Origin of the sequence: Planotetraspora silvatica, from assembly GCF_016863315.1 — a bacterium.
Classification (GTDB): Bacteria; Actinomycetota; Actinomycetes; order Streptosporangiales; family Streptosporangiaceae; genus Planotetraspora; species Planotetraspora silvatica.
On sequence record NZ_BOOQ01000006.1, the window covers coordinates 35,077 to 50,327 of the forward strand.

The 15,251-nt window shown below is 71.1% G+C and carries 16 protein-coding genes and 1 pseudogene; 8 read left to right on the forward strand and 9 right to left on the reverse strand.

Translation table 11 applies throughout. The features are described 5' to 3' along the window. The first annotated feature begins 168 nt into the window (after nucleotides 1–168). From Psi02_RS06255 to Psi02_RS41050, 3 genes and pseudogenes are all read left to right on the forward strand, one after another. Complete coding sequence (locus Psi02_RS06255) at nucleotides 169–372, forward strand: cold-shock protein (protein WP_203881548.1); 204 nt, start codon at nucleotides 169–171, stop codon at nucleotides 370–372. Between the two features lie 130 nt (nucleotides 373–502). Continuing rightward, complete coding sequence (locus tag Psi02_RS06260; protein ID WP_203972489.1) at nucleotides 503–2,191, forward strand: alpha-amylase family protein; 1,689 nt, start codon at nucleotides 503–505, stop codon at nucleotides 2,189–2,191. A gap of 206 nt (nucleotides 2,192–2,397) precedes the next feature. After that, a pseudogene (locus Psi02_RS41050) lies at nucleotides 2,398–2,877 on the forward strand (DUF998 domain-containing protein); the annotation flags it as partial. A 51-nt stretch (nucleotides 2,878–2,928) separates the two neighbouring features. Here the strand turns inward: Psi02_RS41050 and Psi02_RS06270 are convergent. Next, complete coding sequence (locus tag Psi02_RS06270) at nucleotides 2,929–3,906, reverse strand: malate dehydrogenase (RefSeq protein WP_203972490.1); 978 nt, start codon at nucleotides 3,904–3,906, stop codon at nucleotides 2,929–2,931. Nucleotides 3,907–4,064: 158 nt separating this feature from the next. Here Psi02_RS06270 and Psi02_RS06275 point away from each other — a divergent pair, with 158 nt between their 5' ends. After that, nucleotides 4,065–4,454, forward strand: coding sequence for a hypothetical protein (locus tag Psi02_RS06275; RefSeq protein WP_203972491.1), 390 nt, complete (start codon nucleotides 4,065–4,067; stop codon nucleotides 4,452–4,454). Nucleotides 4,455–4,511: 57 nt separating this feature from the next. Here Psi02_RS06275 and Psi02_RS06280 read toward each other — a convergent pair whose 3' ends face one another. The 4 genes from Psi02_RS06280 to dapD form a co-directional block, all read right to left on the reverse strand. After that, a complete protein-coding gene (locus Psi02_RS06280) occupies nucleotides 4,512–5,621 on the reverse strand; it encodes a cation diffusion facilitator family transporter (RefSeq protein ID WP_203972492.1) in 1,110 nt (369 codons plus the stop codon). After that, nucleotides 5,614–5,985, reverse strand: a complete 372-nt coding sequence (locus Psi02_RS06285; protein ID WP_203952971.1) for an ArsR/SmtB family transcription factor — start codon at nucleotides 5,983–5,985, stop codon at nucleotides 5,614–5,616. Before Psi02_RS06285 ends, Psi02_RS06280 begins: the two co-directional genes overlap by 8 nt. Nucleotides 5,986–6,096: 111 nt before the next feature. Further along, nucleotides 6,097–6,276, reverse strand: coding sequence for a hypothetical protein (locus Psi02_RS06290; protein WP_203972493.1), 180 nt, complete (start codon nucleotides 6,274–6,276; stop codon nucleotides 6,097–6,099). Nucleotides 6,277–6,357: 81 nt separating this feature from the next. After that, nucleotides 6,358–7,317, reverse strand: coding sequence for a 2,3,4,5-tetrahydropyridine-2,6-dicarboxylate N-succinyltransferase (dapD, locus tag Psi02_RS06295; RefSeq protein ID WP_275415150.1), 960 nt, complete (start codon nucleotides 7,315–7,317; stop codon nucleotides 6,358–6,360). A gap of 212 nt (nucleotides 7,318–7,529) precedes the next feature. On the opposite strand from dapD, the gene Psi02_RS06300 reads away from it, so the two are divergent. The 4 genes from Psi02_RS06300 to egtD are packed head-to-tail and all read left to right on the forward strand — an operon-like array spanning nucleotide 7,530 to nucleotide 11,634. Further along, on the forward strand, nucleotides 7,530–8,654 hold the full coding sequence (locus Psi02_RS06300) for a glutamate-cysteine ligase family protein (RefSeq protein ID WP_203972495.1): 1,125 nt from the start codon (nucleotides 7,530–7,532) through the stop codon (nucleotides 8,652–8,654). Further along, nucleotides 8,651–9,955, forward strand: coding sequence for an ergothioneine biosynthesis protein EgtB (gene egtB / locus Psi02_RS06305; protein WP_239094654.1), 1,305 nt, complete (start codon nucleotides 8,651–8,653; stop codon nucleotides 9,953–9,955). The genes Psi02_RS06300 and egtB overlap by 4 nt, the downstream gene beginning before the upstream one ends. Further along, nucleotides 9,956–10,663: an ergothioneine biosynthesis protein EgtC gene (egtC, locus tag Psi02_RS06310; protein WP_203972496.1), complete on the forward strand. Its 708-nt coding sequence runs from the start codon at nucleotides 9,956–9,958 to the stop codon at nucleotides 10,661–10,663. A gap of 11 nt (nucleotides 10,664–10,674) precedes the next feature. Then, entirely contained in the window at nucleotides 10,675–11,634 is a 960-nt protein-coding gene (gene egtD, locus Psi02_RS06315) for an L-histidine N(alpha)-methyltransferase (RefSeq protein ID WP_203972497.1), read from the forward strand. On the opposite strand, the gene Psi02_RS06320 is transcribed toward egtD, so the two are convergent. From Psi02_RS06320 to Psi02_RS06335, 4 genes are all read right to left on the reverse strand, one after another. After that, nucleotides 11,615–12,655, reverse strand: coding sequence for a helix-turn-helix domain-containing protein (locus Psi02_RS06320; RefSeq protein WP_203972498.1), 1,041 nt, complete (start codon nucleotides 12,653–12,655; stop codon nucleotides 11,615–11,617). The genes egtD and Psi02_RS06320 overlap by 20 nt on opposite strands. Nucleotides 12,656–12,798: 143 nt before the next feature. Continuing rightward, nucleotides 12,799–13,797 carry an alpha/beta hydrolase gene (locus Psi02_RS06325; protein ID WP_203972499.1) on the reverse strand — a complete coding sequence of 333 codons (999 nt, stop codon included), beginning with the start codon at nucleotides 13,795–13,797 and terminating at the stop codon, nucleotides 12,799–12,801. A gap of 184 nt (nucleotides 13,798–13,981) precedes the next feature. Beyond that, nucleotides 13,982–14,545 (reverse strand): ClpX C4-type zinc finger protein, encoded by a 564-nt coding sequence (locus tag Psi02_RS06330; protein ID WP_203972500.1) that lies wholly within the window; start codon nucleotides 14,543–14,545, stop codon nucleotides 13,982–13,984. 101 nt (nucleotides 14,546–14,646) lie between these two features. Beyond that, nucleotides 14,647–15,171 (reverse strand): hypothetical protein, encoded by a 525-nt coding sequence (locus Psi02_RS06335; RefSeq protein ID WP_203972501.1) that lies wholly within the window; start codon nucleotides 15,169–15,171, stop codon nucleotides 14,647–14,649. Between the last annotated feature and the right edge of the window lie 80 nt (nucleotides 15,172–15,251).

Consider the following 15,251-nt stretch of genomic DNA (forward strand, 5'->3'; position numbering starts at 1 on the left):
ATTTCCTAGAACGTGTTTTAGCCAAAGGCACGCACTCGGGGAATCTCCCGGCGGCGGGCGTGCTTGCTTGCTTTTCCAGCGTGATACGCGGATGCAGGGTAAGGTCCGCTGAGCAGCCCCGTGTCTCCGACCTGGTGACATGGTGAGGCTCCCGTAAAGGAGAAGCAGTTGTCTGAAGGCACCGTCAAGTGGTTCAACGCCGAAAAGGGCTTCGGGTTCATCGCTCCTGACGACGGTACACCTGACGTGTTCGTTCACTACTCGGCGATCACCTCGAGTGGTTACCGAAGCCTGGACGAGAACCAGCGCGTCAGTTTTGTGACCGTACAGGGCGCCAAGGGTCCGCAGGCCGAGCAGGTCACGCCCCTCTAGGCTCAAGAGAAGTTCGAAGATTCGGGCTCGCGCTCACGAGCCCGACATATCGAAAACCGGACCCGCGTCGCACCGGCGGCGCGGGTTTCCGGATGTTTTGCCGACTTTTTACCGGGCAGCCACCAGCCTTATGAGGCTGAGCGTCACGTCCGATCTGTGGTGGAAGAACGCGGTCGTTTATTGTCTTGATGTCGAGACATATGCCGACGGGAACGGCGACGGGGTCGGGGATTTCCGGGGTGCCATCCAGCGGATCGACCACCTCGACCGGATGGGCGTGACGTGCATCTGGCTGATGCCGTTCTTCCCCAGCCCCGATCGTGACGACGGCTACGACATCACCGACTTCTACAACGTGGACCCGCGACTGGGCACACTCGGCGACTTCGTGGAGTTCATGCGGGTGGCCAGGGACCGGGGCATCCGGGTCATCGCCGACCTCGTCGTGAACCACACGTCCGATCAGCACCCGTGGTTCCTGGACGCCCGATCGGGTAAGGACTCGCGATATCGCGACTGGTACATCTGGTCCGACGAACCCGAGCCCGACGACCCCAAGGGAGTGGTGTTCCCCGACAAGGAGAACAGCCTGTGGGAGTTCGACGAGAAGACCGGCCAGTATTACTTCCACCGGTTCTACCGGTTCCAGCCCGACCTCAACACGAACAATGCCGAGGTGCGCGACGAGATCGCGCGGATCCTCGGCTTCTGGATGGAACTCGGCCTTTCCGGATTCCGCGTCGACGCGGTGCCGTTCCTGGTGGAGCAGGTCACCGATCCCGGTGACGAGAAGCTTCCCGACCCGCACGAGTTCTTCGCCGACCTGCGCGCCTTCATGAATCGCAGGGACGGCTCCGCCGCACTGCTCGGCGAGGTGAACCTGCCCTATGACGACCTCGTGAAGTATTTCGGCGACTCGCTCGGCAACCAGATCACGATGTGCTTCGACTTCATCGGCATGCAGAACATGTATCTCTCGCTGGCCCGGGGCGACGCCGGGCCGCTCGCTGCGGCGCTCAGGGAGCGGCCCCGGCCGCCCAGGGACGCCCATTGGGCGACCTTCGTCCGCAACCACGACGAGCTCACCTTGGACAAGCTCAGCGACTCCGAGCGCCAGGAGGTCTTCGCGGCCTTCGGCCCCGACGAGGACATGCAGTTGTACGGCCGGGGCCTCCGCCGGCGCCTGCCCACGATGCTCGGGGGCGACCTGGAGCGGATCAAGATGGTCTACAGCCTGCTGTTCTCCCTGCCCGGCACCCCCGTCCTGTTCTACGGGGAGGAGATCGGCATGGGGGAGAACCTGGCCCTGGAGGGCCGGCAGGCCGTCCGCACGCCGATGCAGTGGACCCCCAACCGCAACGGCGGTTTCAGCACCGCCGACCTCGCGAAGATCCACAATGCCATGCCCTCCGGGGACTACGGCCCCGAGCGTGTGAACGTCAGTGCCCAGCAGCGCGACCCCGACTCCCTGCTGCTCTGGATCACCCGGCTCGTCCGGCACTACCGGGAGTGCCCTGAGCTCGCCTGGGGCGACTACACCGTCCTCGACTGCGGGGCCGACGCCGTGCTGGCCCATCGGGCGGACGCGGAGGGGGAGACCGTCGTCGCCGCGCACAACTTCGGCGACGAGGAGACCGAGGCCGAGATCGTCCTCGAGGGCCTCGACTCGTCCAAGGTGCTGACCGATCTCCTGGTGGACGGGACGGTGGAGATCTCCGACAGCGGACGCGCGCGATTCGGCCTCGGAAGGTACGGATGCCGGTGGTTCCGCGTCTCCACCCCTGAGACCGCCCCTGCCGATTCCGCGGACCCGTCCTAGGGGAACCTCAGGGGCCGGTCGGGTATATCTCCGATGGGCCGGTGTCCTCCCCGCGGCCACAGTGATGAGCCATGGGGATGTTCTTTACCTTTGCCGGAAACCCGTATGACGTCGCACTACGCCGAGGGGGTTGGGCGCCCGCCTGGTGGGGGCCCGATCTCGCCCGAGTCGCGGGGAACGCGCTGGTCGCCGCCGGCTGCCTGGGCATGGTGCTCCTGCACCTCGTGTCAGGGCTCGACCCTGTGCGCGACGTGATCAGCCAGTTCGTCTTCGCACCGTACGGCTGGCTGTTGCCCGTCTCGCTGGTGTCGCTCGCGTGCGGCTCGGCCCTGGCCGCCCTTCGGCTGGCGCGACTGGACCGCAGGGTCGCGTTGCTGGCCGGGCTGTGGAGCGGCTGTCTGCTTCTGGTGGCCGGATTCCCTACGGACCGGCCAGGGTTGTCCCTGTCGATGTCCGGGGGGATTCACCGATACGCGGCAGCCGTCGCCTTCGTCAGCCTGCCGGTCGGGGGACTGATCCTTGCCCGGATCGTGGGCTCACGCCTCGTCCGGGCGCTCAGCGTGGTCACGCTGGCCCTGGTCGTCCTGGTGCTTCTGCCGTACCTCGCCAAGACGCTGGGTCATGACCTCGGGGCGATCCCCGCCGGCCTGACCCAGCGCCTGACCGTGCTGTCGGACGTGGCAGATCTGGTCGCGATGACGTCGCTCACCGCCCGTGGGGCGGTGGCGCGGCGCCGGTCAGATCAGACCGAGTTCCTTGACGGCGTCGCGCTCCTCGATCAGCTCACCCACGGAGGCGTCGATGCGGCCACGGGAGAACGCGTCGATCTCCAGACCCTGAACGATCTCCCAGCGGCCGTTCTTCGACACGACGGGGAACGAGGAGATGATGCCCTCGGCCACGCCGTACGAGCCGTCGGAGGGGATGGCGGCCGAGGTCCAGTCGCCCTCGGGCGTGCCGTTCACCCAGTCGTGGACGTGGTCGATGGCGGCGTTGGCCGCCGACGCGGCGGAGGAGGCGCCGCGGGCCTCGATGATCGCCGCACCGCGCTTGGCCACCGTCGGGATGAAGGTGTCGCGCAGCCAGTCCTCCTCGACCTGCTCAGCGGCGATCTTGCCGCCGACCTCGGCGTGGAAGAGGTCGGGGTACTGCGTGGCGGAGTGGTTGCCCCAGATCGTCATCTTCTTGATCTCGGAGACCGGGACTCGGAGCTTGGCGGACAGCTGCGACAACGCGCGGTTGTGGTCGAGGCGGGTCATCGCGGTGAACCGCTCGGCGGGGACGTCGGGCGCCGCCGACCGGGCGATGAGGGCGTTGGTGTTGGCGGGGTTGCCGACGACCAGGACGCGGATGTCGTCGGCCGCGTGGTCGTTGATCGCCTTGCCCTGGGGCCCGAAGATGCCGCCGTTGGCCTGGAGGAGGTCGCCCCGCTCCATGCCCGCCGTGCGAGGCCGGGCTCCGACGAGCAGCGCGACGTTGGCGCCGTCGAACGCCTTGGCCGGGTCGTCGGAGATCTCGATGCCCCGCAGCAGCGGGAACGCGCAGTCGTCGAGCTCCATCGCGGTGCCCTCTGCGGCCTTGACCGCCTGCGGGATCTCCAGCAGGCTCAGCGTCACCGGGGTGTCGGCACCCAGGAGCTGGCCTGAGGCGATGCGGAAGAGCAGCGCGTAACCGATCTGGCCGGCCGCGCCGGTGACGGTCACTTTGACGGTCATGACGATCCCCATTCGCGATAAGTATGACTCACGGATGCTACTCGCCTGGGGGCCCGCAGGCGGTGCTGAGGTGCCGGTAGTGCGCCACGTCTTCGCCGGGCCGTGACTCCCCGCCGGGCGGACGAAGCCCGCCTCACGCACCCTGACATGATCTCAGGGTGAACGATCTCTCCCCTGGTGGCGAGGCGCCCGATCCCCGGCTCGGAGCCGCCCTGCGGTTCGCGACGGAGCTGGTGGCGTGGGTGGCCGCCCCGTGGGCGTTGTGGAGCCACTCCGTGGTGCTGGCGCTCGTCTCGGTCGTGGTGCTGATCGGCCTGCCGACGTTGTTGTCCACACCTGGGGACAAGGCCTCGGCCATCGTCCCGGTCCCGGGGTGGGTGGTGATCCTCCTCGTCCTGCTGCAGTTCGCCGCCGCGGCGGTGGCCTCGTGGTTCGCCTGGCCTCCGGTGGTCGCCGTGCTCGTCTGGGTCCTGGTCGTGGCCGCGGTCGTCGCCCAGGGCCCGCGCTGGCGGTGGCTCGCCGGCAACCCGGGCACGGCCAGGAGCTGAAGCCCCCCGGAGTGGGATCAGCGGCACGCTGGGCCGAGCCGGCCGCGAGCGCCCCGGTCATGTCGCGCCGGGGTGGGAGGGGCCGTGCGGGTCCCGGCAGTGCGGGCCCTCCTCGCCGATGATCAGCAGCTTGGGAGAGGCGTGGTCCACCTGGAGCGTCGTGTGCTCGATGCCGTACGTGTCGTGCAGCATGGCCTCGGTGGCCTGCCGTACGGCATGGCAGTCGGAGCCGGGGGCGACGAGCACGTGGGCGGAGAGCGCGGCGTAACCCGAGGTGACCGTCCAGATGTGCAGGTCGTGCACCTCGACGACGTGCTCCGTCGCCGCCATCCGGGCACCGATCTCGTCGGGCGCCATCCCCGCGGGCGCCGCCTCGAGGAAGACGCGGCCGGAGTCGCGGACCAGGCCCCAGCCCGCCTTGGCCATCAGGGCGGCCACCACCAGGGCGGCGATGGCGTCCGCCCGGGCCCACCCGGTCAGCCAGACCACGAGACCGGCCGCCGCCGTGGCGATGAACGCGTAGAGGTCGCTGAGGATGTGCTGGAAGGCCCCTTCGACGTTGAGGCTCGACCGGTTGGCCTTGCTGATGAGCCAGGCGGCGATCACGTTGACGACGATGCCGACGAGGCCGGTCACGGCCACGAGCGCACCCTCGACCACGGGCGGGGACACCAGCCGGTGCACGCCTTCGGCGACGAAGAACACCGTGAGCAGCAGCAGCGTGATGCCGTTGATCTGCGCGCTGATGATCTCCACGCGCTTGAGCCCGTAGGTGAAGCCGCCCTTGGCCGGGCGTGCGGCGATCCGCATGGCGACGAGCGCCAGCCCGATCGCGGCGGCGTCGGTCAGCATGTGGCCGGCGTCCGACAGCAGCGCCAGGGAGCCGGCCAGCAGTCCGGTCACCACCTCGGCCGCCATGAAGCCGAGGATCAGGAGCAGCGCTCCCACAAGTGGGCGCCGGTCGGCGTCCGAGCGCACGGCGTGCCCGTGGCCGTGTCCGTGCCCGTGTCCCGCGTCGTGGCCCTGGCCCTGGCCCGCGTCGTGGTCGCCAACGTCTCCGTGCCCGTGTCCCGCGTCGGGGTCGTGCCCGTCTCCGGGCCCGTGTGCCCGCTCGGCTCCGGACCCCGGGGCGTGCCCGCGGTCGCGGGCGGCCCGCTGATCAGTCATGTGAGCCGGCCTCGTCGTGGGTCACGTGGGTGAGGCCGAGGTCGAAGAGCATCCGTACATGCGAATCGGCCAGCCGGTAGTACGCCATCCGGCCGGACCGCCGCACCTTCACCACGCGGTTGAGCCGGAGCAGTCGCAGCGCGTGGGAGACGGCCGACTCGCTCTGGCCGCACGCCGCCGCGAGATCGCAGACGCACATCTCGCCACCCTCGAGGAGCGCGGCCATCAGCCGGAGCCGCCCGGGATCGGACAGAAGCCCGAAGACCTGGGCCAGGCCCTCGATCGCCGTCTCAGGGGGGAGCGACGCCATGACGGCGCTCACCCGGTCGGCGTCGACCACCCGTGCGTGTGAAGAGGTGCTCATATGAGCGATGGTATGCGCCGTATGAGCGGTTGGCCCGGCGGCTCCCATGATGCCGCGTGGACGGGCCCCGGCCGGCCGCGGCGCCCACGGCCGGCCGCCGGGATGAGTGGGTCAGGCGTAGTGATCGCGGCTTCCGCCGGAGCGGGTCAGCTTGACGACGACGGACACGATCAGTGCGACGGCGCCGATGATCAGTACCCACTTCAGCGCGCCGAAGATGAGAGAGATGATCGAACCGAGCACGAAGAAGCCGACGATGACCGCCGCTGCGATGAGGAGAATGCGTCCCATGTCTTCACCGTAAGCTCCGCCCGCCCCACGATCACAGGGCGGGCGGCCAAGTTCAGGGCTACCTCAGGGACATCTCAGGGGTCAGTCGTTGGCGTGGAGGGCGGAGTTCAACTCGATGCCCGTGCCGGCCCGGTGGACCGCCTCGACCGCGCCGGTCGTGGAGTTGCGGCGCAGCAGGAGCCCGCTCTTGCCGGACAACTCCCTGCCCTTCACGACCTCGCCGCCGGGCAGCGTGACCTTGGTGCCCGCCGTGACGTAGAGGCCCGCCTCGACCACACAGTCGTCGCCCAGGGAGATGCCGATCCCGGAGTTGGCACCCAGGAGGCACCGCTCTCCGACGGAGATGATCTCCTTGCCGCCGCCCGACAGGGTGCCCATGATCGAGGCCCCGCCGCCGACGTCCGAGCCGTCGCCCACGACGACCCCGGCCGAGATCCTGCCCTCAACCATCGAGGCGCCGAGGGTTCCGGCGTTGAAGTTGACGAAGCCCTCGTGCATGACGGTGGTGCCGCTCGCCAGGTGCGCGCCGAGCCGTACGCGGTCGGCGTCGGCGACGCGGACCCCGGTGGGCAGCACGTAGTCGACCATCCGGGGGAACTTGTCCACGCCGTAGACGGTCACGGGCCCCCGGGCGCGCAGGCGGAGCCGTACGGACTCGAAGCCCTCCACCACACACGGGCCGTGGTTGGTCCACACGACGTTGGCCAGCAGGCCGAAGACCCCGTCCAGGTTGAGGCCGTGGGGGCGCACGAGGCGGGAGGACAACAGATGGAGCCGCAGGTACGCGTCGTGGGCGTCGGCAGGCGGCGCGGACAGGTCGGCGATCCCGGTGCGCACCGCCACGACCTCGACGCCGCGGGCGGGGTCGGGCCCCAGGAGCGCGGCCAGGTCCTCGTCGAGACCGGCCACCGCGAGCGGTTCTGTTCCGATGACGGGCGGCTCGCCCAGAGCGGGGGAGGGGTACCACGTGTCGAGGACGGTGCCGTCCGCCGCGATCGTCGCCAGGCCGATTCCGTGGGCGCCCGAGGTTGTGGGGTCCATAGCTGTCATGGCACCCAACGCTACCGGCATCACCAGGTGAGAGCCTTGCGTGGAGGGATGGTCGGGGGAGCTTGCCTTTTTTCCCGCTAAATCCCCTGGTTTTATGGCAATTCAGGTTAGTTCGTGATGCTCCCGGGGAGAACTCGTTCCCCGGAAAGTTCTGCGCCATTCGCGGAGTCTGGAGATCCGCGTGGACGCCGATGGAGGGGCGAATGACCGACGTACAGGCGTACGCCCGGAAGTGTTTTCGTGGCGCCACCACCGACCGGGTCGGCGTCGAGCTGGAGTTCCTCGTCTTCGACGCGGAGGTCCCCGCGAAGCACGTCCCCATCGCCCGGACCATGGCCGCCCTTCCACCGTTGCCGGGCGGCAGCCGGGTCACGTTCGAGCCGGGCGGGCAGCTCGAGCTCTCGGCTCCGCCGGGGCCGCTCCCGCAGGCCGTCGCCGATCTCATCGCCGACGTCGACGCCGTGCGGCTCGGCCTGGCCGGGGCCGGGCTGACCCTGGGGGCGGGGGGCCTCGACCGGTTGCGGCCACCGAAACGCCAGCTCCGGGAGCCGCGCTACGACGCCATGGCGGCCTATCTCGGCGTGCCGTACGGGATCACGATGATGTGCTCGACAGCCTCGATCCAGGTCAACGTGGATTTAGGCGCCGACCCCGCGGAGCGGTGGGCCCGCGCCCACGTGCTCGGGCCGGTCCTCGTCGCGGCCTTCGCCAACTCGCCCGCCGACGGCTGGATGTCCGGACGCCAGGCGGTGTGGTTCAACCTGGACCCGTCCAGGACCGCCTCCGCGGCGGCGGGCGGCGACCCGGCCGGCGACTGGGCCCGGTACCTGCTGGACGCCGGGCTCATGATGGTCCGGGACGGCGACGGCATCCGCGCCGTGCCGGCAGGATCGGCGTTCCGCGACTTCGAGACCGTGGCCGGGCGACCGCCGGAGGAGGACGACGTGGCCTACCACGCGACGACCCTCTTCCCGCCCGTACGGCCACGCGGCTGGCTCGAGATCCGCTATCTCGACGCCCAGGGCGCCGCCGACTGGCCGGTCTGCGCCGCCGTCGTGAGCGCCCTCCTGATGGACGACCGCGCGGCCGCCGTCGCGCTCGACGCCGCCGGGCCGGTGCGCGACAGCTGGGTGCCGGCGGCCCGCCTCGGCCTGGCCGACCCCGCGCTGCGCGAGGCGGCCGGGACGTGTTTCCTGGCGGCGGCCGAGGCCCTTCCCCGCCTGGGGGCCGAACCCTGGCTGGTGGCCCGTGTCTGCGCCTTCGCCGCCAAGCACATCGAGTCCGGCCGCTCGCCGGCCGTCGATCTGATGGAGGAGATGTACGCGTGACCGATTCCATCAAGGTCCCTGATGTGACCGCCCTCAAAGAGAAGATCGCCGCCGAGTTGGCCGCCGTGCGCGACCGCTCCCTGGCCTACACCGACGTCGACGACGACCTGCTCGTCCGCCAGCATTCGCCTCTGATGTCCCCGCTCGTGTGGGACCTCGCCCATGTCGGGAACTACGAGGAGCTCTGGGTGCTGCGCGAGGTCGGGGGGATCACCCCGCTGCGGCCGGAGATCGACGATCTCTACGACGCCTTCACCCACACGCGGAGCGCCCGGCCGAGCCTCCCTCTCCTCGGGCCCGACGAGGCCAGGCGCTACATCTCGGGGGTGCGCGGTCGGGTCCTCGACGTCCTGGACAAGATCGATCTCGACGACCCGGACCCGCTGCGGGCGGGAGGCTTCGTCTTCGGGCTGGTCGTGCAGCACGAGCACCAGCACGACGAGACCATGCTCGCCACCCTGCAACTGTCGAGGGAGCCCGGCCTGATCCGCGAGGGCGACCTGCCGCCCGGCCGCTCCACGAACCTCGGAGCGCCCCGGGAGGTCCACATCCCCGGGGGGATCTTCACGATGGGCGCCGCCGCCACGCCCTGGGCGTACGACAACGAGCGGCCCGCCCACCGGATGTACCTCCCGGGGTACTGGATCGACCGGTTCCCCGTGAGCAACGGGGCGTACACGGAGTTCGTCGCCTCGGGTGGGTATGAGGATCCCCGCTGGTGGACGGCCGAGGGATGGCAGTGGGTGGAGGCGAAGGGCGTCCGCGCCCCCCTCTTCTGGACGAGAGACGGCGACATCTGGTGGCGCACCCGGTTCGGCCGGCCGGAGCCCGTGCCCGCGGACGAGCCGGTGCAGCACGTGTCCTGGTACGAGGCCGACGCCTACGCCCGCTGGGCCGGCGGGCGGCTGCCGACCGAGGCCGAGTGGGAGAAGGCCTGCGGCGGGCGGACCTATCCGTGGGGGGACGCCGATCCCACGCTGGACCAGGCGAACCTCGGCCACCTGGCGGCGCGTCCCGCGCCGATCGGGGCGTTCCCCCAGGGGGCGAGCCCGTACGGGGTGGAGCAGCTCATCGGGGACGTCTGGGAGTGGACCGACTCGTGGTTCCTGCCCTACCCGGGCTACCGGAGCTTCCCCTACAAGGAGTACAGCGAGGTCTTCTTCGGCCAGGAGCACCGGGTGCTCCGCGGCGGATCCTGGGCCACCCATCCCTCAGCCGTCAGGACCACGTTCCGCAACTGGGACTATCCGGTTCGCAGGCAGATCTTCTCCGGGTTCCGGTGCGCCCGCTCGGAGGATTAGATGTGCCGCCACGCGGCCTGGCTGGGGCCGTCGCGAAGCCTGTCCTCGCTGATCTTCGAGCCTGATCAGGGGTTGCTCCGGCAGGCGTACGCCCCGCGCATGCAACGGTTCGGAAGCGTCAACGCCGACGGGTTCGGGGTGGGCTGGTACGACCCCTCCCTCTCCGAGCCGGTCCGGTACCGCAGGTCGATCCCGATCTGGGCCGACGCCAACCTGCCCGGCATCGCCGGCGTCGCGCGCTCCTCCTGCCTGATGGCCGCCGTCAGGTCGGCGACCGTGGGCATGCCCATCGAGGAGTCGGCCACCGCCCCGTTCGCGGACGGCATCTGGCTGCTCAGCCACAACGGCCGGGTCCAGAGGGAGGCCGTCCGGCCGTTGGCGCCCGGCTCGGAGAGCGCGTGCGACTCGGCGTGGCTCGCCTCCGCCGTGTTCGCGCTTCTCCGCGAGGGGATCCCGCTCGCCCGGACGCTTCCCCTCGTCGTCAGGGGCGCCGCGGAGGCCGACCCGGCCGCGCGGCTCAACCTGCTCGTGTGCGGCGGGATGGAGCTCGCCGCGACGGCGTGGGGGGACACCCTCTACGCCCATCTCGGGGAGGGCGTGCTCGTGGCGAGCGAGCCGCTCGACGACCGCCCCGGATGGCAGGCCGTGCCCGACCGCAACCTCCTGCTCGCGTCCCCCGACGGCGTGCTCGTGACACCCATCGACTGAGGAGCGACCACATGACGCTGATCGACCATCTCCACGGTGACTACCTGCGGCAGGCGCTGGAACACGACGTGCGCACCGGGCTGACCTCCACGCCCAAGTGGCTGCCCCCGAAGTGGTTCTACGACGCGGCCGGCAGCGACCTGTTCTCGCGGATCACACGGCTCGACCAGTACTACCCGACCCGCAGGGAGCTCGCCATCCTGCGCAGGAACGCGGCCGACATCGCCGCGCGCAGCGGGGCGGACACGCTCGTCGAGCTCGGCTCGGGCACCAGTGAGAAGACCGTCCTGCTGCTCGACGCGCTGTCCGGCTCGGGCACGTTGCGGACCTACATGCCCGTGGACGTCGACGCGGTCACCCTGGAGGCCGCCGCCGAGCGGCTCGCCGCCCGCTATCCCCGCCTGGCCGTACGGCCGGTCCGCGCCGACTTCGAGCACCACCTCTCGCTGCTGCCGAGGACGGGACGGCGGATGGTCGCCTTCCTCGGCGGGACCATCGGGAACCTCCCGCCGGCGGCCCGCGAGGTGTTCCTCAAGGAGCTGCGCTCCACCCTCAGGCCGGGTGACACCCTGCTGCTCGGGACCGACCTGGTGAAGGACGTCCGGCGGCTGGTCGCGGCCTACGACGACGACCACGGGGTCACGGCCGCGTTCAACCGCAACGTGCTCCACGTGATCAACCGGGAGCTGGACGGCGACTTCGAGCCGGACGCCTTCGAGCACGTCGCCCGGTACGACGAGGACAACGACTGGATCGAGATGCGTCTCAGGGCGACCAGGGCCATGCCCGTACGGCTGGGCGGCCTCGGCCTGTCCCTCGCCTTCGAACCCGGTGAGGAGATGCGGACCGAGATCAGCGCCAAGTTCCGCGAGGAGGGCGTGCGGAGCGAACTGGCCGCCGCGGGATTCGAGGTCGTGCGCTTCTACACCGACCCCGCGGGCGACTTCGGGCTCACCCTGGCCGGTCGCTGACGGCGGCGGCCGCAGGCGCGTGGTGGTGCAGGCGCCGTAGCGCGAGGGCGAGCTGCAGTCGCAACCGTCCCTGCGGCCCGTGGACGGACCAGCCGAGCACCTGCTCGGCGTGGGCCAGCCGATCCTGCAGCGTGGAGTGGTGCAGGTGCAGTGCCGTCGCCGCGGTGCGCAGGCTGGACTGGGAGGCGACCGCGTCGAGCATGGCCAGCATCCACGGGGCCGCCGCGGCGGCGCGATCCAGGGCGTGCACGTCCGGGATGGGATCGCTTCCCGGGCCGATCGCCGCGGCGAGGACGGCGAGCCCGCCCATCTGGTCGGCCCGCACGAGCCGCGGTCCGGGGTCTTGCTCGGTCCCTTCGGCGGTCAGCCGGAGGGCGACGAGCGCGGCCGACCAGGACGCCGGGAGGTCGAGGAGGCGCACCGCCGGGCCGACCCCCGCGCGCGGGTCCCCCGGCGGCGGAGCGGCGCCGGACGGAGGCACGGACTGGATCAGGGCCTGACCGCCCGCGAGTGCCACGGCCCTGGCCGGGACGCCGGGGCGCAGGCCGAGACGCCGGGCCGCGTGCAGGCGCGCCGTCTCCGAGGCGGACGCGTCCAGCAGGACCTCGACGAAGGCCTGGTCGCCCGCGGCGTCCACCGGGGCGCTGCCACGCGTGCGATCGAGCACGGCACGGATCGAGGCCACGGCCCGTTCCAGCACCATCGCGTCGACCACGCCGGCAGGTCCCTCGCGTTCCAGCCACAACGCGGGCGGGCCGTCCGGCGTCAGCGGCGCGGACAACCACGCGGGGTCGGCGGGCTCTTCGTCGTCGGCCCGCCGGCCGTCGGCGTCCACCCTGACGTGGACGCCGCGCTTCTCGTCGGCCAGCCGGGCCGGGCAGCCGGCCAGCACCGCCGCCCCACGCACCAGCGCCTCCAGGCCCGCACGGGTCTCGAGGAGCCGATCGAAGTAGGCGATCACCCGGACCGCCGCGCCGGCGTCGGGGTCGAGTGCCGTGAGCCGGCCGGCAAGCTCCTTCACAGGCCCAATCCTGCATCGTGCGGGGAATCGGTGCCAGGGCCGCCGCTCTGCGAAGGCGCGCCGCCCCGGCGTGCGGCCGGCGTCGCGGCCGGCTCGGCACGTCGGGCCGGCGCGCGACCAGCCCGCCGGCAGGCGGCGCGGTATCAGCGGGTCAGCAGGCGGCGCAGCCAGTCGATTCGGGCGGCGCGGGCCGCCTGGGAGATCGCGGCCTGGGGCACCATGATGTCGAACCCGTGGAACCCGCCCGGCCACACGTGCAGCTCCGCCTGGCCGCCCGCCTGCCAGATGCGGGTGGCGTAGGCCACGTCCTCATCGCGGAACGTCTCGGCGGAACCCACGTCGATGAAGGCGGGCGGCAGCCCGGAAAGGTCCTCCGCGCGGGCCGGGGCGGCGTACGGGGAGACATCGGGGCCGCCCCGCCGTTCCCCGAGCAGCGCCGTCCATCCGGTGTCGTTCGACGTCCTGTCCCACACGCCCAGTCCGGCCATCTGCAGGCTCGACACGGTGTCGTTGCGGTCGTCGAGCATCGGGCAGGCCAGCAGCTGACCGGCGAGCGACGGACCGCCGCGGTCGCGGGCGAGCAGCGCGACCGCCGCGGACAGGCCGCCTCCCGCGCTGCCGCCGCCGACGACGATCCTGTCCCGATCGACGCCGATCTCCTCCGCGTGCTCCGCCGTCCAGACCAGGCCGGCGTAGCAGTCCTCGACCGGGGCGGGGTGCGGGTGTTCCGGCGCCAGGCGGTATTCGACCGACACCACGGCGAGCCCCAACTCCTGGGCCATCTCCAGGATGCCCTCGATCCCGGTCCGGTTGTCGCCCATGACCATGCCGCCGCCGTGGATGTTGTAGAGGGCGGGGATCGGACCGGTCACCCCGGCGGGCCGGCAGATGAGCAGCGAGATGGCGGGGGCGCCCTCCGGCCCGGGCATGGTGCGCTCCTCGATCTCGAAGGCGCCCCCTCGGCGGAGGTCGTCGTCCGACGGCCGCATCAGGACGGCCCCGCCCTGCAGGGCGGGGATCATCTCCGGCAGCAGCGAGGAGGGGATGCTCTCCGCCATGATCGCCAGAGCGGCGGCCAGTTCGGGGTCGAACGGCGGAGGGCTCAGGCGGTCGTCGTGCGGCGGGGAAGACGGGGTGGTCATCGGCCCTCCAGGTTGCGTGTCAGCGTGGTAGACCCATGCTGCAACGCGCCGGGAGTCCAGGACAGCGCCATGTGGCGGGGACGGCCCGCCACATGGCGGGCGTCGCCGGTGGCCGGCCGATCGTTCGTACGCGAGTCGGCACCGGTGATCGGACGGCGGGTGCCGGTGTGGTGAGCGACCGGCGTCATAGCGACCGCGCTTCGATGATCTCGTCGCAGAACCGCGCGCAGCCCTCGCAGATGCGGACTCCTCCGCCGGTCACGAGTGCCGAGACCTCCGTGGCGGACTTGCCGCAGAAGGAACACGACAGCGCGCTGGGGAGTGCCACGAGTTCCAGATGGGCGCGTGACGCGTCCGGCCGTCCGGCTTCCTCGACGACCCGGCAGGCGATCGAGACGCAGCCGTCGCAGATGAACACGCCGGGCCCGGCGACGAGCCGGGTGACTTCGGTCTTGCCCGCCCCGCAGAAACCGCACGCGGGGTCGGCGGATTTCCTGCGGGACCTCCAGCCGGCCGTGCCGCCGGTGGCCTCGATGATCTGGTGAACCCGCTGGTGGCTGATGCCGAGGGCCTCGGCGATCTCGCGCAGCGACGCTCCTCCCAGGTGCAGGCGCCGGACGGCCTGGTGGTAGGCGGTCTTGGCCTGCACGACGTGGTCCTGCGCCTCGGCCCACCGAGTGCCCGCCTGACGGGCCTGGAGCAGCAGTTCCTCGTCGAGAGCCATGGCGACCGGGTTGTCTGGGTCCATCGGGGGGTGCCTCCTGAAACACGGGTGTCTATGCGTAATAGACAAGGAGTATGCCGTCTAGCATCCCTTGACGCAATCGAGCCCACGTGGCCGGAGGGTTCTCAGGACACCGGTTGTGGCGGGGTCAGGAACTTCGACTGCTCGTATTGGGAGCGCTCGCTCGGCAGGATCCGCGCACCCGGGGTCCTGTCGGTCCTGAGCCGGTTCATCGAGATCGCGAGAGACGTTCCGTACACCACGTGGCCCAGTGCCAGGAGAGCCTGGCGCCCCGGGCTGTCACGGGAGATCGGCGGATAGGCGCCCAGCCGGGGCATCACGTGCTGGAAGCTGGCATACCAGACCGCCAGGCCGTAGGCCGCTCCGACCGGGAGAGGGATCCGCTGGCCGCGGAACAGCAGGCCGAGCACGGCTCCCGCGCCGCTGCCGTACGCGTAGTGGGCGATCGTCGCGAGCACCCCCTCACCCGGCTTGCGCCGGTGCCTGCTGCCGGGGAGGGCGACCCGCATGATCTTCTTGGGTGGCGTCTGGTCCAGCAGGCCCGCCCGGTCGCCGGCCATCAGGACGGCGCTGTACGCGGCGGTCGCGAGCGCGCCGCCGACGGCGCCGTTCACCATGTTGCGCGTCATGGTGGTGTCTGTTCCCACAGCCTCGCGGGCGCGTTCCCCGCAACCGGCCCGCTTCCGGTAAATACCTCATCCCGCATCGT